Genomic DNA, 16152 nt, shown 5'->3' with positions numbered 1-16152 from the left:
CTTCGGCCCCACAAGGGTCTATCTCGAACTCGAGCGGGACGTCGCTGACGACGTTCGACTCGAGTCTTCGGCCCCACAAGGGTCTATCTCGAACCATGACGCATTCTGGTGTTACTCTACCTCTATTGATGGAATAGAGGGAGCTATTTTTGTCAACCTCCGGTATCGACGATTTGCCAAAGGGTCGACGGAACGATTTCTGATGAATGGATTTCTTTTTCCGTTTTCACGGGGCCTTGGAGTAGGCCCCTCAAGTGTACGGTGGGGTGCCAGCTCTTGGCGTGATAGGTTCCTTCCCTCTATTTTCACTTCAGTGAGAGGTGGGTCTTAGCGCGCAAAGGCGGACTCACGGAATATGATTTCCGGGGCCTCGTCATCGGGATGATATCCGACTGTTCCCCAACCGCTGTTGGTGTAGTATTACCTTGAGCCGGGCACTGTCTGTGTGCCTCTTTTCGCCTATTCCGACGGAGTCCCGAGGGCAAGAAATCCATGCCCATGCATCCAAGCAAGGGACGTCCTGCCGGACTTCACGGCGGGCTGGCTCGTAACAAGTAAGATCGACTTGTCACGCGTGGTGAAGTGCCACGTTCCGGAGAGCAAACATATAGCTTGTCCCGGTTCTCTTGAGAGAAGAGACGATCCCACTTACTTGTTATTGTCTCTCGCACTTGGCTAAATGGACCAGCCTGACCAATCAACGACAACAGAGACAGTCATACGGACAGTTGTACTGGAGCTTGAGACCAGCGCTAGTAAGATCGCACAGGTTCAAAAAGGGATCAAAGAATTCCAGTCGATGGCCTCATACATGGCCGATCTGATTGTCACCGTTCCAGAGTCAGACTGGCAGCCGCAGAATAACACACTCTATCGGATGGTGACTCGGGAGTTCGATGATCGGCTGGTTAAAGCAACAACTGCTCGAGAAGCAGCCCAGCATGTTGCAGAGGCGTTTTCGTCGTGGCAAAGTCGTGGGAAACAGGGCAAGCGACCGAAGTTCGGAAATGGAACGTATCTCCTCCTCTCACACCAGGACTTTGATATTGAACAGAACAATGGGAAGTACGGACTCAAAGCCCGTTTTATTCCTCATAACGGGATCTGGTTCGGTATCAACGACAGTCCATATTCGAGAGACTTTCTCAAGCGAGTGTGCGATAGCAGTGACGACGCAACAACCGGTAGTTGTGAGCTTCACCTAGCTGATGATGGTAGCCTCCAGGCACACCTTGTTATCAAATGGGATGTAGAGGTGATAGAGCCAAATACAGCAGATAGCACGCTGGGGGTAGATCTCGGAGAGAACGTGATCTATGCGGTTGCTCTCATCGACAGCGGTGAGATCGCGGATATCCAACTCGAATCAGGGAAGGAATTCCGTCACTATCGGGAGCGACTGAAAAAGAAGCGGAGTCATCTGATGGAACGAGGTGATCTCAGAGGCGTCCGCAAGTGTAGGAATGAGCATGAGCGCTATACTGAGCAAGTGCTTGATACTGCATCCCGGGAAATAGCCGAACTCGCAAAAGAGAATCAGGCAGTGATCGCTCTTGAGGATCTAACTCACTATCGAACGACAGCTGCTGACCCAATCCATGACTGGCCGTACGCCGCACTTCAAGAGAAAATAGCGTACAAGGCAACAGCAGAAGGGATACCAGTCGAAACTATTGATCCACGAGGCACGAGTATTACCTGCCGAAAGTGTGGTCAGACGAACCGTGAGTATCGGGATGGTGCTGATTTCGAGTGTTTTCGGTGTGGATACGAAGTACACGCTGACGTGAATGCAGCGATCAACCTTGCGACACGGCTTGAGGACATTGTTCTAAACGATCGGAGATAGTCGCAAGGTCATTGCTCGAGACAGCGGGCGAAGTAGTAGCAACGCCAAGTTGCCGTAGTGTATCCAGCTATCGCTATTGAACTGACAGTGGTGACAAATAGTCAGAACCTGATCTAGCGTGGTAGTTAGATAATAGCTCTACTTTCACCTCGGTTGTCAAATCGTTAAAACGATCCAGAACGATCAGACAACAAACGGCTTCAACTAAACTACACATGGCATTTTTTGCAAAACGACTATCCGACGATCGCATTACTAGACCAAGCCAAGCAGAGAAATCAGACCGACTTGTCTGCCTTGGATGCGGTGATGAAATGGTTTTGTACGACTCTTTCGAGACGAAAAACGGCACGTTCGTTTCGAGCCATTTCAAGCACAAGCGCGACTCGTGTGGCTACGGTGGCGTAGGGTCTGGGGGAGAATCTGAACAGCACGAACGAATGAAAGAAATAGCCCTCCACAAACTCCAATGGGAATTTGACCTCGCGCGCTCGACACTCGAGCAGCAAGTCGGCGAAAACATCGCGGATGTGTACGCTCGTTTCGAGGACTCACAGCACCCATATGGCAACGGCATCGTCGTTGAAGTTCAATATAAAAACGACGGCAAGGACATCGAAGCAGTGACGGAGAATTACCTCAAGCACGGCTACTCCGTCTGTTGGGTGTGGGAGGAGCAGTACGACGGTCGAGACGTTGATCTATTCGGCGGCCAGGTCAACACAGTCTGGCCAGAAGCGGTACCGTCGATGCTCAAGTGGGAGCATGGACCACAACACTGGCGAGAGCCGATTGGTCCGTCGTATCCACCGAATGTGACTGTCCCAGCACGTCTACCAACCGCATGGTACGACGAACAGTCACACCGAATCTGGCGGTCCCAGGACTGGTACGATGTGTTCCCCGATGCGAGCGGGTACGAATCCGAATACTCTATTCAAGACGTCCAGGACACACTTGAGGACCCTGGCGAAATAGAAGTCACACTCGCTCCGGAGATTGTTGCCCAGCTCGAGTACAATCGGCTGAAAGACAAGTACGCTGCCGACTCGATCGAGGATCTTCGGCGAACGCTGTGGAATGCATCATGGCACCGCCGGTTCACAGATGATGCGAGCCAGTACTATCCAGATCCAACACCACACACATCCGCAACGGTCCATCTCCCGACGTGGCTGGCTGATGATGGAGTTGTTGCTCGTGAATCAGGCCCTCAGAGTGGTTGCTTTGGTATTTTCTACGAGGATCCTACGGAAGTCACACCAAAGCCACCTGCTAAAGAATATTTGATTCCTGAGTCACTACTCGAGGACTTCGCAGACGGTGTAGATATCATGGCTCAATATCCGGATCTAGCCGAGACGATCGATAAAGTCGTTCGAATCGTTGGCTTCAACACTGATAACCGGGTGCAACCAGAAACCGCACGAATCTCGTCAATCAGACAGATTGCTCATAACGCTGGCGTCTCTCCTGACAAGTCACAGCTTGCGATCACAGTGGCTATTGAGGCTGGCAAGCTCGAGAAAGTAGATGATCGAATAAAGGTCAACGATTAGTTGACCGTGCAGGCGATGACTGAACCATTTCGGTGAGCAAACGAGACCGACTACCGCGCGATCAGGGCCCAAGCCAGGACTGCGACCCCTGCATAATCGCAGCCGGCGCCTCGAGGTCGACGTCGGTGACGATCTCTCGGCTAACGATCTGCCACTCGTCGCCATGCTGTTCTTCTTCGATGCGTTCCCACCCTTCAGACGGCCACGGCTCGAAGGTGATCCGACGACGCCGTGCGTTCGGTGGCGCCCAACTCAGCGAGAGCCCGTCCTGACTCATCGTTCCCTCCGGACGATCTCGAGGCAACTGGGACACGTCACGACCGGGCAGTTGTGGCTGTTCGTAACGTCGTCCTCGGAGATGCGGATCAGCGCTGTCCCACAGTCCTCGCAGTCCTCGTCGAGGACCTCTTCACTCACTGCGACCACCGCGGTTCACCGGCCGTGACGTGTGCACCCAGCTGGTCGTCGACGTCGTCAGGATCAACCCACGCTGGGATCGGCTCTTCGCCAGTCTCGAAGCGACACCGCCAGATGTGTTTACAATCGCGCTGGCAGTATTTGTGGTCGTGGCAGAGACACCGCGCGCCACTCGGAGCCTCGAGATCGACAATGTACTCGCGTCCGGAGTCAGTCGTGACTTCGAACATCCCGTCCGCGTCGCGGACCATCCCCACATCGTCCATGACCGTCATGGGCGTCGTTAGGGCCCGCGCCGCAGGTTCCTCGAGAACTTCGATATCGGCGTGAGATCCGGCAGCTGCCATCTACGCAGTCACCTCGCCCCAGACGCCGGCGCGCTCGGCAGCCTCGCTGTGTTCCTGCAGCCACTCGCGGGCCTCGTGCTTCGCAGCCGCGATCTCGTCGTCGTCCCAGACATCACCCCAGCCGTCGACGACCTCGAGGAGATCGGCAAGCGTCGCAGCGATGACCTCGTCGACGACATCGTCGATGTGGTCGTTGATGTCCTCCGCAGCGCCGAAGATATCGAACTTGCGCTCACTGCGATCCTCGTCGTCGTAGCTGTACGCAAGCTCATAGACGCTCTCGATCACGTTGATATGACGCTCGAGGTCAGGCCCGTGATCGTGCTGACCCTGGAGCGACTCGTGAACGCGGTTGTTGCAGATGCCCGAGTCGAACTCGGCGGCACGCTCGCGTGCGATCTCGCTGAGTCGACGGCGTGTCACTGGCCGTCACCTCCGTTGCCGTTGCCGTCGCGGTCGTGTATCGGCGTCTCGAGGCGCAGCTTCGAGCGCGGGTAGGGGTAACGCTGTAGGCTGTTGATGTCTTTTGTTGTTCGGTCGGGGAACACGACTTCGTAGACGTCTTCGCCGGGATCGCAATCGTTGTACTCCGCGACTGTCTCGTCGATCTCGTCGATCACGTACTCGCCGGCAGTCTTACCCGTCGTGCGGACGACGGTGACCGTCGCTTCTCGGTCGGTCGGGATTGCCTGGTCGCCGACGTCGAGGAGCGGGCGATCGGCCGCCTCGTCAGCTAGCGCGAACTGCTCGTCGGCGATAGCCGCTGTGTGCGTGTTGTCGTTGTCGCGCTGCTCGCCCTCGCGGAGTTCGGCGTGATCGGTCTCCGACTCGCCACCGTCGGTTGCGACGGCCGCCCCATCGTCAGCGACAATGATATCTGAGCCGTCGGACTCTTCGACATCGCCAGGCTCGTAGCCGGCCACGGCGCGAGCCTCTGCTCGCAGGCGCATCTCCTTCGCACCTTCACGCTCGAGGGCTTCGGCGCGTTTCGCGACGTGTTCGTGATCGCGGACGATCGTCATTGCTGCTCACCTCGGAGATCGACGTCGACATCATGCGCTCGCTCGAGCACGTTCGTGTACTGCTCGTGGCGGTATTCGGGGACCGTCGATTCCTCTTTGACTGGCCGAGCGAACGCGGCCGGGATCCCATCGTCGTAGTTGACGAGTTCGACGTCGAGCGTTGCGTCGTCGATCGTCGCTGGCAGCTTCATTTCGATCGCGTACTCGAGATCACGAGTCACCGCCAGGACGTCAGCGCGGGCGGTGATGTTGCGCTTCCGACCGATCTTGTACGCGAGCGTGTAGTAGACGCGCTCGTCGTCTCCGTCGACCTCTGGGTACTCGGCATCCTCGAACGCGTCCTGTAGGGCCCACTGGGTCTCTCCGAAGTCCCAGTCAAGGGCCTGGGCCTTCGCAAGCTCGGTCTTCTCGACCGGCGTTGGCGCGATGTGTTGGATGCGAGCCATTAGTTGTCAACCTCCGATTCAACCGAAACCGTTTCGTCAGTTCGTGGTTCAACGTTCATTGCCGTATTCCGGCACGGTCGAGGGTGTTACAGCACCCATCGGCCAGTTTCTGCGGCCGAACTCCCGTGCTCTACTTCATAGTATATCAGCCACCCACTTATAGCTTTGTACTGCAAAGTAGAGAAGCAATTGCATCACAAATAGTATTACAAATGGGTGCGTACTTGGAAATGCGCCATGAGTATACAGACTGAGAAAATGGTCAACGAGAACTACGAACCGTCGGCTAACGACGAGAAAGTTCTTGATGCGCTGAAAGACGGGCGTAGCGACAGTCAACCGTGGGGGCGCGCGAACCCACGCTACCTCATTGACGAAACGAACATGGAGAAAGGGAACGTTGAGTTTTCGCTCCGAAGCCTTCGCGATGCTGGCTGGATCGAGCGAGTGGCTCGGGGCCTGTACGAACTCAACGAGGACCCTCGAGAAGGTGTTTCGAGCGGCGAGAATCTGTTAGAAGGTGTTCAAGCCGAACTCGAGAACATCGAAGCCGCATTCGAACGCGGCGATCCAGACACGGCACGTACAGCCCTCAAGCGAGCACAAGACGCGATCTCAGACGATAACACAGATGGGTCAGACTAATCGAGAGACACTATCCGACCTCGAGTGTCGAGAGGAAGCACTGGCCGGCGTTCGCGACGCGATCGCAGCGCTCCAGGGCGTCCCGGCGACTGCATTCGATCAGGAGAAGCACGAAACGCTTCTCGAGGCTGCCGACGACCTGCAGAGTCTCGAGCGAGCGCTGACGAACGAAACCGAACAACTCCGGGAAGTAAACGATGATCAGTGACGGCTTCCTCGCCCGCGACCAGCTGGGCGGCGGTGGCCACCCAACCGCAGCTGGTTGTGAGGTCCCGGTCGAGACGTTCCGCGACCTAGCGGACTACTGGAAGACTGCCGAGGCGTCCGTTCGAGAGGATCTGCTTGAGGCTGTATTAGCGGTTATCGACAACGACGGTGATGACAACGGAGATAACACCCCTGATGTCGAGTGAAATCGACCTCACTGATAAGCAACAGGCAGTCCTCGAGGAGATGGCCCACGTCCTTTCGGATCCGAGACGGTCGACAGTCAAAACCAAAGAAGTAGCTCAAGCGCTCGGCGAAGAATCGGCTTCACTTTCTGGGACTGTCCGCCGGCTCAAGAATAAAGGTGCGATTGAGCCGTTTGTGCAGACAACGCGAGACACAGCGTGGCGGCTCAACGAAGACGTGGCTGGAGAGTTGAACGACCTTGAGCGCTTCTCAGGAGGTGAACTGGCGTGATTCCCTCAGACATTACTTGCAACCGAAGTTCGGAAGCTCGCCGTCCCAGTCGGTCTCGTGGCCTTCATTTTTGCGAGGTACCTTCGCCGAACCGCACTGGAGACAGTATAGCCGGCCTTTTGGCCCCTTCTGAAGCTGGGATCCGCAGTCGGGACATGATTCGCCGGTTGGGTCGAAGTCTTCACGCTGAATCATTAGTCGAGGTTTGTCGATTATTCTATGTAAAAGCTCGCCAACATTGGGTGGATTCGCCGTGACTGCCTTGGACCTTGAGGCCGAGACCTGGACCTGTCCGCACTGCGAGACCTCGTTCACGACGACGTCGCCGATCGTCGTCGGCGTTCATCGTGTCCGTTGTCCCGACGCACCAGATATCGAACAGGCCGATCTTGAGGATTTCGTAGGTGGTGCGTCTGCATGAGTACGGACAATCGTCAAAGGGTGATGAAGCTTTGAACCGGATTCCTGACGAGGAGCTCTTAGAGGCCATTCGAGACTTGAATGAGAAAACGCGCAAGACTCCTCCAACGAGAGATCAAATGGACGAGTTCGGAGAATATTATGGTCGATCATATAGACTGAGGTTTGGTAGCTGGAACGAAGCTGTCTCCGCTGCTGGACTTGAGCCCAGAGAGCCGATCGACTCGGACTTCATAGAAGAGCCCGAGTCCTGCCCACTCTGTGGCAAGAGTAACTCTGAGTTGGACTTCCACCATTGGAGATACGGCGATAATAAACAGGGGTGCTACCTCTGCAGGGACTGTCACGATTCGATTCACGAGGGCGACGCACTGCCTTCGGAGAACAACAACTGGCTGATTGAGGCAGTTGAGAACCTCGTCAGAGACCACTTCGAACGCCACGGCGATCTGGAGAAATACGAGATCCTCAGCCGGTACAATGTCACCTCCGAGAAGCTGGTAGAGTACGGGATCCAGAAAATGAAATCAGAAAACAAGCACCGCGAGGGTAAGGCCGATGACGAGTGATGAGTTCGACCGGGTAGAGTTCCTTGAAAAGCAGAAGACTCATCTGGAAATCAAAATCGACAGACTTGATTTTGAGATTGAGGAGGTTCTCCCGGAGATCGACCGAAGCGACAGCTGGGAACGTAGCTTGAGAAACCAGCGAGAAGAGGCGAAAAACGAACTTGAGCAGATTGAATCGGACCTTTTGGAAGCACTAGAAGAAGACAATTCAGCCGATGGGACGGCCAATGAGTACGACGAATACTGACGGCGACAACGAGGCCGCCACCGATACCACAGAGGAAACGATCAGGATCGGTGAGACCGTCGATGGCCAACTCGTCGAGCTCCCGATCGTCGAATTGCTCACCGGCCGTGCGTTCATCACTGGGAAATCCGGCTCGGGGAAGTCCAACTCAGCGAGCGTCGTCGCGGAAGAACTCCTCGAGGCGGGCTATCCGCTGTTGATCGTCGACACGGACGGTGAGTACTACGGCCTCAAGGAGTCCTACGAGATCCTGCACGCCGGCGCTGACGAACAGGCCGACATCCAGGTCGGTCCCGAACACGCGGGCAAGCTTGCCCAACTCGCCCTCGAGGACGGCGTCCCGATTATCCTCGACGTCTCGGGCTACCTCGAGGACGACGTCGCGAACGACCTGATCCGGGAGACAGCCTGCGAGCTCTTCGTCCGCGAGAAGGACCTGAAGACGCCGTTCCTACTGGTCGTTGAGGAGATCCACGAGTACGTTCCCGAGGGCGGCGGCCTCGACGACGTCGGCCAGATGCTGATCAAGATCTCGAAGCGCGGCCGTAAGCACGGGCTCGGGATCGCCGGAATCAGCCAGCGCCCCGCCGACGTTAAGAAGGACTTCATCACGCAGGCCAACTGGCTGCTCTGGCACCGGCTCACCTGGGACAACGACACCACGGTCGTCCGGCGTGTCGTCGACGCTGAGAGTGCCGACGCGGTCGGCGACCTCGCCGACGGGGAGGCGTTCCTGCAGGCTGACTGGCGCGAGGCTGACGTCGAGCGTGTCCAGGTGCGCCGGAAGCGGACCTTCGACGCCGGCGCAACCCCTGGCCTCGAGGACGTCGAGCGGCCCGAGTTGAAGTCGCTCGACGAGGACCTCTTGGGCGACCTCGAGGAAATCTCCGACCGAGCCGACCAGCGTCGCGACGAGATCGAGCGCCTCGAGGAACAACTCGAGCAGCGCGACGAACGAATCGAAGAACTCGAAGCGGAACTCGAGAACCAGCAAAACATCGCGGACGCCGCCCAGCAGATGGCGGCCGCGCTACAGAACGGGACCGACGCCGGCGACGCGGTCCCCGAAGACTTCGACGCCCAGATCGAGGCGAAAAACGAACGGATCCGTGAGCTCGAGTCGCGCCTGGACGACGTCGTCGACGAGCGCGACCAGCTGCGCGGTCGCGTCGACGACCTCGAGCGGGAGGTCGACCGTCTCCAGATCGCGGCGGATCGCATCGAGCGTGCCGAAGAGATCGAGCAACAACTCGAACAGGCCCGTGAGGTCCTCGGCGTCGAGGTCGAAGCCGAGACGACAGCGCCGCCACCCGCTGCGGGCGACCGTGGGGCCGACAGTGCCGAACTCGAACGACTACAAGAGCGGATTGACGACCTCAAAGCGGAGAACGAGCGGCTGCGGGCCCAGGCCGACGCGGATATCGGCGAGCAACTCGAGTCCTACGAGGACTTCCTGACGCTCGAGGTGGTCCAAGCGGAGATCGAGACCGCGAAGGCTGAGTGTGGTGCGTCGCCGCGCTACGTGAAGGGAGTCATTGTGGGGATCGTCGCCGAGGGCGGGCCCGTCTCCTACGAGGCGATCGCCGAACGTCTCGGTGTCTCGACGACGTCGGACGTTTCGAAAGCCGCGTCGGAACTCGAGCGGCGGAAAATCGTCACGAAAGACCGAGGCGATGACGGGATGATGGTTGATCTGAACGCCGATGGCATTGAACAAGTCCGGCAGGCTGTAGCGGAGCGCAAGAAGACTGAGCAGTTGATGGAAGAACTATGACTGACGACGAATCCGAAACAGAAGTCACAGCGCAGGATGCCAGGGCGCTCGCGACAGTCTTCGAGTGGCTAACAGACCGTGGCTACCGCGTCGAGAACACCTGGCTCGAGACCGATGATGGCCGCTGTCTTGCCTCGATCGATGTGGTTGTTGGCGAGGATCGGGACATCCAAGCGGATGTGGCCAATCTTGTCTCAAGTCTCGACGCTGTGCTGAACGCATCTATCGATCACGAACGCATTCGGCACGAGGGTTTGACTGAAGCGATCCTTAAGTGTCGGTTTGCCATCGGACAGGAGGGGACCTGATGACTGACAACTATCATACCCTCGACGATCGAGATAAGAAGACTCTCGAGCAGGAGCGACTCTACACCGACAAGAACGGGACCGTCTACTGTCGCGTCCACGTCCAGCATGAAGACGTCGTCGATGTCCTCGAACACGAGTTCGAGTTCGAGATGTAGATCGAATTGATCAGCGCTATTGACGTGCCTAAGATTGGTTGATTAAGACAATAATCAGGTCATTCTATAAATAAGATCTTTATACATTCACGTATCAAAGGAAGTATGGCGGAATCATACAAACGACGGTCTCTTCTTGCGAGTGTTGGGTCGGTTGCGCTTTTGGCGGGTTGTATGGACAAGTCCGTGGAGGATTCAGTGGAGTATGTGTCTCCTGAGGATGCGGACTTCTCAATCGACATTCTGGACATTTCACTACCTAATTCTCAGTCAATACCTCCAGAAACGAACACCACGATCGAAATGGAGGTAACAAACAAGAGTGATGAGGCTGCCGAGTCTGTTTCGTTAGATCTTGACATATATGCGAAAACGGACAGTTTTCTGGTGGGCGAGGAAGACCCACTTTACAGTAACTGGGAACAAATTGGGGACCTAGCTGGTGGAGAGTCGGAGACCATAGAGTACAAGATTGGAATTAACGAAATCAGCGCAGTACCCATCATTGAATCTGATTGCAAATTCAGATATGATGCCGAGATAAGTTATCACAGTGGGTCAGAAATGCATAAAGGCGAGCATTCCATCTCCTGCCCGGTCTGAATCTCTATTTTATTTCTCACTGACCTTTTCGAGTTCCTCGAGTGCAAGCTCAACCCGCTCGCGGATCTGATCGGTATCGCGTTCGTACGCCCACTCGATGAGCGCCTCGACCACCTTCGGGATCTCTTCGCTCTCGATGGCGACCGAGTTTGGGTACATCGAATCATCGCTGAACTCCTGGATCTCGAAAAAGAGTCTTGCGATCCCATCGGCGTGCCCGATCTAGAGGCCTGGGAGCGGATCCTGCCACTCTGGTGGCTCTCCGTCCTGACGCATTAGGTGCTCCGCGGACGCGAACGCCATCGTCGTTGACGTCGTCTCCTGGCTTCTCCATCCACGCGGTGTCTGACTGAGACATGCCAAATAGATCGACTAATTAGTATTTACATATCAGCCAGCCGGAGAGTAGAAATGAAAGTAAAATCTCGCTACCAGTTTAACCAACCAGTATTCTGATGTGAGTCTGACGCGGTTTTATAGTTTAGCCAGTAAAACTGGCTTGTATGGATTCACCAGCTAACCGGGTTTGTGTCGTTCAACAGAAGGGGGGAGTCGGGAAGACGACGGTCGCTATCAACACTGCAGCCGCGCTAAACGCCGCCGGCCAGGACACGCTCCTCGTCGACCTCGACCCACAGGGCAACGCCACCGAAGACGTTGGGATGCCCGAAGCGTACGAAGACGAACCACCAACGCTGTTCGACTGTCTCACCGACGCCGAGCAGCGCGACGCAGTCACCGACATCATCCGCGAGCACGAGGAGATGGATGTCCTACCCTCGAATATCGACATGACTGCGGTCGAGCCAGAGCTCACGCTATCGCGCCGAAGCGGAGAGCAACTGAATCTGCTGCTCGAATACGTCGAAGATGACTACGATTACATCATCGTGGACTGTCCGCCGCAGCTCGGGAATCTCACCGACAACGCTCTGTTCGCTTGCCGGCACGTGCTCATTCCCGCACTCGCTGAGTCTACGAGCAAGCGCGCGTTCGAACTCCTGTATGATCACATTGGCGCTCTCGAGACGGACTACGAAATCTCGATCGAGGAGGTCGGGGTGGCGATCAACCGGATCGACGTCCGGAAGAAGCAGGCCCAAGAGATGGTTGACTGGATCGAAGATGCGTACCCCGACACGCCGGTCTGGCGGATCCGGGAACGAGCGGACATTCAGAAGTCGCTCGAGGCCGGCGAGTCGCTGCTCGCGTACAACCCGGAGAGCGATATGTGCGATGTGTTCGAGGCGATCGCCACCGACGTTGCCGCACACTTCGATGAAGCGGAGGTGTGGGGCGATGTCTGATGATCGCTCTGACCGGCTCCGTGAACGTCGTCGTCGAACGTCTGAGAAGGCCGACCCGGTAAAACGAGGGGAGCCAGACAATGCAGACAATCCAGTAAAACCAGACAAACGAGATCCTACAGATAAGAGAGATAAGACAGTCACTCCAGTAAAACAGCGAGAAGACTGGGGGCCAAAGCAGATCCACCTCTCTGAAGAGTTGATGGACCAGCTTGATCTCCAACTTGATTCTACCAATGTTGAACTTCGGCAAGCTGGCGAAGACCCGCTCGAGAAGTTGATGCACTGGTACCCAATGATCGTCCAGAAAGGACTCGACACTCTCGAAGAGATGGACGCCGAGGAGATACGAAAAGAGGCCGAGCAGTTCGAAGGGAGTGGGATCGATGACTGACTGCCGAACGAAGTGCCTCGAGGCGAAGGGCGAACAGTGCGAGATCTGCGATGCAGCCGAGAATATCATCGCACACCACATCGACGGCGAGTAGGCTTTGAGGGTGTTGCATACAACACCTGCCATATACACTTAACTTTCCAGAATGTGTCAGGCAAGACATGGTGAAGTTTGAAGAGGTCGAGATTAAGTTCCCGATTGAGACGACTAAGAACCACGAGCCAGGCTTTACCAACCAAAACCAGATTGAAGCGACGCAACTACTCGTGCAACAGTGGCCTGCAGAGTTCAAGGAACTCGCGGAAGGAACTGACCACAGCCGGCAGCACTTTGCGAATATGTATTACCAGCACACGGGACCCGTTGAGGACTCTGAGTTCGAGCGATTTCTGCGGAATGAGTACGAGGAGATCAAGTACTGCGTTGTTGACGAGATCAAGGCTGCGTTTGGATCTATAGAACAGTATCTCGAAGTGCGGCCGGAACTCTACAAGCAGTTTGAGAACCGGACTGAGATCCCGTACGACGTCGAGAAGCTTGCTGACGAATATGCATCGCAGGTGAGAGATGCATTCCTCGCTGGCTACCGTGTCGGTGCCCAGCAGACTACTGACTAAAGACTTTACCAAGCGTTATACGGTTTGTTTTCCGACCACACACCGTCCTGCAAGTGTAACACCGTGAGTTTCAGTGGAATTGATGGGGGTTTGAGACGCTGACCGCACCGATCGCACGTCTCGACAGATTGTAGTACCCGTCACCACATGATCATATTACGGTTCGGCGGAATTCAGACGATGTAAGCGGTCTACCCCTTTTAGGGCAGAATGGCTGCTGTCGGTCAGTGGCAACGCTGGTTGCCGTCGGACTCACAAGACACATGACAAATACAGAACTGCTCATGGCAATCATCGGGCTGCTCTCGCTCACGATCGGCGCTATCGCATTTGGCATGATGCTGGCGTAAGTGAGCCGATCCCCGTGATTGCCTACGCGGCTGTTGGATCGCGATCAGACTAACTCCTTCGTTCTGCACTCGGGGGCAGTCGGCTGAGTATTATTTAACCATGTATCCGGCAGCGAAGAATCTATTCGGAGACTCTATGTTGTCGATGAACTTGAAATAAGTCGCCAGACAAATAGTCGGTCACAATCCGGTGGCGAAGAACCACATCGCTACTGCACCGAGAACTGCTGCTGCTGCCATTTTCATCCGCTGTTCTGTAATGTCTTTGTCGGACTTCCATCGTCCCTTCGAGTTTCGTGGTCGAGACATGGCTAGAGCATCTATTTGACTGCTTGTAAATCTTTTTAGAATACATATTCCGTATAGATGAAATCTATATCTAATACCAGACCATCAGACATCGGCGGCCACTGTGGATTAGCACGGTAACGCACAGCTGCGTTCAACTCGAGCCCGACCACAGAACTCCCGATATGTGAGACCACTGTGGGATGCCAAAGTCCAATATAACAATAATTATACCGACTTTTTGGCCCGCATTCTAGTTGTATCTCAACTGGTGGTACTTACACATGATTATGGATCTGAGGTGCGCTGTTCGAGATCGCCAGTTGGACTGTCAGCGCGGACTCCGGACTGAAGGCACGACCATTCCAGTATAAGTGTGGTATAGTCGTGCTGTCAGTCGGTTCGACGTGCCCTCAGTCTGGTTTTTGTTACGTGGAAGTGCCCGGTTATGAGCCGGGGCACTGTGATTAACAATTACCCCGACGCCGTCTGCGTGTCTGATTATATATGAATTCTATTAGAGTTATATGACGGACACCGGGAAACTGGAATTAACACATAAATATAGAACGGTTTCTCGGGCGTACATCGAACCGCACGGGGCAAGGTTTCAAATATGGACCAGAAGATAACGAGGTTTGCCACATGGTAGAGAGAAAACAAATCCAAACAAGAGTCCCTAGCGAATGGCTAGATGACGCCGAGGAGCTGGAAGTGTCTCAGTCTGAATACGCGCGCATGATGATGCGTGTAGGCCGCCGGAATTGGGGCTTTGAGCACACCGAAGAGCCCGACAGGGCGCACGTGAAACTGCAAGAAGAGTCGACCACGGCAGATGAGGAGATCGAGGACATCCTCGAGGATATCGTCTTACGAAACCTGTCGGTCACCGACGGCATCACGAAAGAAGATCTCGTCGAGATCATCTTCGACGATATGGCGAAACTGGTCGGCAACTCGCTGAAAGACTTGCACAATGAAGATCTGGTACAGTACGACCCAGTTGACGAAAAATGGACGATGACAGAATGAGTGGCTATGGGAAAATCGACATTGAAGAGCACTTCGATGGCGATCCAGTGGATGATTGGCTCTCCCTGAAATGCCGTGAGGACGTTGCAGATAAAACGATTGAAGAATTGGAGCGTAAGCTAACTGAAAACAAGAATGAAACCGGACTGCGCCAGTTCCTCGATCAGCGCGATGTTGATGTCCTGGAGGCAACCGTGTTTGATCTCTTCGACTTCCGGGACCACATCCGTGAGAAGAACTCCGAGAGAGACATGCTCAATCGCTTGACCGAGATCTCGACGTTCTACAGCGAGATGATGCACCTCTACAACCAGACGGACTCGAATCCTGCAGGCTACGTTCTCAGTCGGACCGATGCAGACGTCTCCTCTCCCGATCGAGACTACCACACCGTTGAAGAGATGGGTGAGTACCTCCGCTCGATCAAACATCCGCAGCTTCAGACGATGGCACTCTACTACCTGAAATATGGACTTCGGAGGGGTGCAGGCGTAAATATTGATCTCGACTGCGTCCACATCGACGATCCCCGATACTACGAATTCCTGGAACAACGCGGCATCGAGTTGCACGAGAACGTGAAAGATCACCCAGACTCGATCTACATCTACGGCGGATTCAACGGAGGAGACGTCGTCCGCGGTGAGAAACGAGAGACTGGAAACAAGCGGACGCACGAAGCGATCCTCCCGATGGACGACGAGCTCGTGCAAGCGACGCTCCAGTACCTCACTGTGCGACCAGACACGAGCCCGCCCCACCCGCTGTTCCCACAACTCAAACCCATCGGGTGGACGTACGATCGGATCAGCCCGCACACCGTCTACAACAAGCTCGTGACCGAGAAAGGAGCCGAATTTGGGTTGACCGAAGTGGGATCTGGCCGGTCAGACTTCGACCTTCACTACTGCAGGCACTTCTTCCGGACACAGATGAAACGGTATCGTAGCGACCACGATGGCCATCTGCCCGACGATCTGGTGAAATACATCCGTGGAGACGTGCTCGAGGAAAAGGTCATGGACGAGATCTACCAGCACGACGAATGGGGCGTCAAGATTCGGGAGCCATACGTGAACAATATCTACACGTTCGGGCTCTTCGACTAACTGAGTA

Annotated in this window: 27 protein-coding genes; 19 read left to right on the top strand and 8 right to left on the bottom strand. The window is 55.4% G+C overall.

What is annotated here, in order from left to right; genetic code table 11:
* Positions 1-679: 679 nt before the first annotated feature.
* A complete protein-coding gene (locus BSG09_RS16305) occupies positions 680-1849 on the top strand; it encodes an RNA-guided endonuclease InsQ/TnpB family protein (protein ID WP_092934982.1) in 1170 nt (389 codons plus the stop codon).
* 215 nt (positions 1850-2064) lie between these two features.
* Positions 2065-3408, top strand: coding sequence for a hypothetical protein (locus tag BSG09_RS16300; protein WP_139246247.1), 1344 nt, complete (start codon positions 2065-2067; stop codon positions 3406-3408).
* A gap of 61 nt (positions 3409-3469) precedes the next feature.
* On the opposite strand, the gene BSG09_RS16295 is transcribed toward BSG09_RS16300, so the two are convergent.
* Genes BSG09_RS16295 through BSG09_RS16275 form a run of 6 tightly spaced genes read right to left on the bottom strand, consistent with a single transcriptional unit; the run spans position 3470 to position 5640 of the window.
* Positions 3470-3685: a hypothetical protein gene (locus BSG09_RS16295; protein ID WP_092934978.1), complete on the bottom strand. Its 216-nt coding sequence runs from the start codon at positions 3683-3685 to the stop codon at positions 3470-3472.
* Positions 3682-3825, bottom strand: a complete 144-nt coding sequence (locus tag BSG09_RS20945; protein WP_175542235.1) for a hypothetical protein — start codon at positions 3823-3825, stop codon at positions 3682-3684. The genes BSG09_RS16295 and BSG09_RS20945 overlap by 4 nt, the downstream gene beginning before the upstream one ends.
* Complete coding sequence (locus BSG09_RS16290; protein ID WP_092934976.1) at positions 3822-4172, bottom strand: hypothetical protein; 351 nt, start codon at positions 4170-4172, stop codon at positions 3822-3824. Before BSG09_RS16290 ends, BSG09_RS20945 begins: the two co-directional genes overlap by 4 nt.
* A complete protein-coding gene (locus tag BSG09_RS16285; protein ID WP_092934974.1) occupies positions 4173-4595 on the bottom strand; it encodes a hypothetical protein in 423 nt (140 codons plus the stop codon). It abuts the gene before it with no gap.
* A complete protein-coding gene (locus BSG09_RS16280) occupies positions 4592-5194 on the bottom strand; it encodes a hypothetical protein (protein ID WP_092934972.1) in 603 nt (200 codons plus the stop codon). The genes BSG09_RS16285 and BSG09_RS16280 overlap by 4 nt, the downstream gene beginning before the upstream one ends.
* Positions 5191-5640: a hypothetical protein gene (locus BSG09_RS16275; RefSeq protein ID WP_092934970.1), complete on the bottom strand. Its 450-nt coding sequence runs from the start codon at positions 5638-5640 to the stop codon at positions 5191-5193. Before BSG09_RS16275 ends, BSG09_RS16280 begins: the two co-directional genes overlap by 4 nt.
* 237 nt (positions 5641-5877) lie before the next feature.
* Between BSG09_RS16275 and BSG09_RS21380 the strand changes: the two genes are divergently transcribed.
* From BSG09_RS21380 to BSG09_RS16225, 11 genes are all read left to right on the top strand, one after another.
* Positions 5878-6285 carry a type IV toxin-antitoxin system AbiEi family antitoxin domain-containing protein gene (locus tag BSG09_RS21380; RefSeq protein ID WP_254799195.1) on the top strand — a complete coding sequence of 136 codons (408 nt, stop codon included), beginning with the start codon at positions 5878-5880 and terminating at the stop codon, positions 6283-6285.
* A complete protein-coding gene (locus tag BSG09_RS16265) occupies positions 6272-6493 on the top strand; it encodes a hypothetical protein (RefSeq protein WP_092934968.1) in 222 nt (73 codons plus the stop codon). The genes BSG09_RS21380 and BSG09_RS16265 overlap by 14 nt, the downstream gene beginning before the upstream one ends.
* Complete coding sequence (locus BSG09_RS16260; RefSeq protein ID WP_092934965.1) at positions 6483-6698, top strand: hypothetical protein; 216 nt, start codon at positions 6483-6485, stop codon at positions 6696-6698. Before BSG09_RS16265 ends, BSG09_RS16260 begins: the two co-directional genes overlap by 11 nt.
* Positions 6688-6969: a hypothetical protein gene (locus BSG09_RS16255; RefSeq protein ID WP_092934963.1), complete on the top strand. Its 282-nt coding sequence runs from the start codon at positions 6688-6690 to the stop codon at positions 6967-6969. Before BSG09_RS16260 ends, BSG09_RS16255 begins: the two co-directional genes overlap by 11 nt.
* Positions 6970-7222: 253 nt before the next feature.
* Positions 7223-7390 carry a hypothetical protein gene (locus BSG09_RS20940; protein ID WP_175542234.1) on the top strand — a complete coding sequence of 56 codons (168 nt, stop codon included), beginning with the start codon at positions 7223-7225 and terminating at the stop codon, positions 7388-7390.
* Positions 7374-7958, top strand: coding sequence for a homing endonuclease associated repeat-containing protein (locus BSG09_RS16245; RefSeq protein ID WP_343124077.1), 585 nt, complete (start codon positions 7374-7376; stop codon positions 7956-7958). Before BSG09_RS20940 ends, BSG09_RS16245 begins: the two co-directional genes overlap by 17 nt.
* The gene (locus BSG09_RS16240; RefSeq protein ID WP_092934957.1) at positions 7948-8205 is read left to right on the top strand and encodes a hypothetical protein; all 258 of its coding nucleotides are present in this window, start codon (positions 7948-7950) and stop codon (positions 8203-8205) included. The genes BSG09_RS16245 and BSG09_RS16240 overlap by 11 nt, the downstream gene beginning before the upstream one ends.
* Positions 8186-9979 carry a helicase HerA domain-containing protein gene (locus BSG09_RS16235; protein ID WP_092934955.1) on the top strand — a complete coding sequence of 598 codons (1794 nt, stop codon included), beginning with the start codon at positions 8186-8188 and terminating at the stop codon, positions 9977-9979. The genes BSG09_RS16240 and BSG09_RS16235 overlap by 20 nt, the downstream gene beginning before the upstream one ends.
* Positions 9976-10287, top strand: coding sequence for a hypothetical protein (locus tag BSG09_RS16230; RefSeq protein WP_092934953.1), 312 nt, complete (start codon positions 9976-9978; stop codon positions 10285-10287). Before BSG09_RS16235 ends, BSG09_RS16230 begins: the two co-directional genes overlap by 4 nt.
* Positions 10287-10445 (top strand): hypothetical protein, encoded by a 159-nt coding sequence (locus BSG09_RS20935; protein WP_175542233.1) that lies wholly within the window; start codon positions 10287-10289, stop codon positions 10443-10445. The genes BSG09_RS16230 and BSG09_RS20935 overlap by 1 nt, the downstream gene beginning before the upstream one ends.
* A 105-nt stretch (positions 10446-10550) precedes the next feature.
* A complete protein-coding gene (locus BSG09_RS16225) occupies positions 10551-11048 on the top strand; it encodes a hypothetical protein (RefSeq protein ID WP_139246245.1) in 498 nt (165 codons plus the stop codon).
* A gap of 9 nt (positions 11049-11057) precedes the next feature.
* Here BSG09_RS16225 and BSG09_RS20930 read toward each other — a convergent pair whose 3' ends face one another.
* Positions 11058-11207: a hypothetical protein gene (locus BSG09_RS20930; protein WP_175542232.1), complete on the bottom strand. Its 150-nt coding sequence runs from the start codon at positions 11205-11207 to the stop codon at positions 11058-11060.
* Between the two features lie 344 nt (positions 11208-11551).
* Here BSG09_RS20930 and BSG09_RS16220 point away from each other — a divergent pair, with 344 nt between their 5' ends.
* The 4 genes from BSG09_RS16220 to BSG09_RS21630 all read left to right on the top strand — a co-directional run bounded on the left by BSG09_RS16220 (position 11552) and on the right by BSG09_RS21630 (position 13716).
* On the top strand, positions 11552-12355 hold the full coding sequence (locus BSG09_RS16220; protein WP_092934949.1) for a ParA family protein: 804 nt from the start codon (positions 11552-11554) through the stop codon (positions 12353-12355).
* Positions 12348-12749 (top strand): hypothetical protein, encoded by a 402-nt coding sequence (locus tag BSG09_RS20325; RefSeq protein ID WP_139246244.1) that lies wholly within the window; start codon positions 12348-12350, stop codon positions 12747-12749. The genes BSG09_RS16220 and BSG09_RS20325 overlap by 8 nt, the downstream gene beginning before the upstream one ends.
* A 161-nt stretch (positions 12750-12910) precedes the next feature.
* Positions 12911-13366, top strand: coding sequence for a hypothetical protein (locus BSG09_RS16210; RefSeq protein ID WP_092934945.1), 456 nt, complete (start codon positions 12911-12913; stop codon positions 13364-13366).
* 227 nt (positions 13367-13593) lie between these two features.
* The gene (locus tag BSG09_RS21630) at positions 13594-13716 is read left to right on the top strand and encodes a hypothetical protein (protein ID WP_277613176.1); all 123 of its coding nucleotides are present in this window, start codon (positions 13594-13596) and stop codon (positions 13714-13716) included.
* 180 nt (positions 13717-13896) lie between these two features.
* Here the strand turns inward: BSG09_RS21630 and BSG09_RS21625 are convergent, their stop codons facing one another.
* Positions 13897-14025 (bottom strand): hypothetical protein, encoded by a 129-nt coding sequence (locus BSG09_RS21625; RefSeq protein WP_277613175.1) that lies wholly within the window; start codon positions 14023-14025, stop codon positions 13897-13899.
* Positions 14026-14649: 624 nt separating this feature from the next.
* Here BSG09_RS21625 and BSG09_RS20320 point away from each other — a divergent pair.
* On the top strand, positions 14650-15036 hold the full coding sequence (locus BSG09_RS20320) for a hypothetical protein (RefSeq protein WP_139246243.1): 387 nt from the start codon (positions 14650-14652) through the stop codon (positions 15034-15036).
* Positions 15018-16145, top strand: a complete 1128-nt coding sequence (locus tag BSG09_RS16200; RefSeq protein ID WP_139246242.1) for a hypothetical protein — start codon at positions 15018-15020, stop codon at positions 16143-16145. Before BSG09_RS20320 ends, BSG09_RS16200 begins: the two co-directional genes overlap by 19 nt.
* Positions 16146-16152 lie beyond the last annotated feature (7 nt).

The organism is Natrinema hispanicum (assembly GCF_900111485.1).
Taxonomy (GTDB): Archaea; Halobacteriota; Halobacteria; order Halobacteriales; family Natrialbaceae; genus Natrinema; species Natrinema hispanicum_A.
Note: the sequence above shows the minus strand (reverse complement) of the source record. Positions and strands in the feature narration are given on the sequence as shown.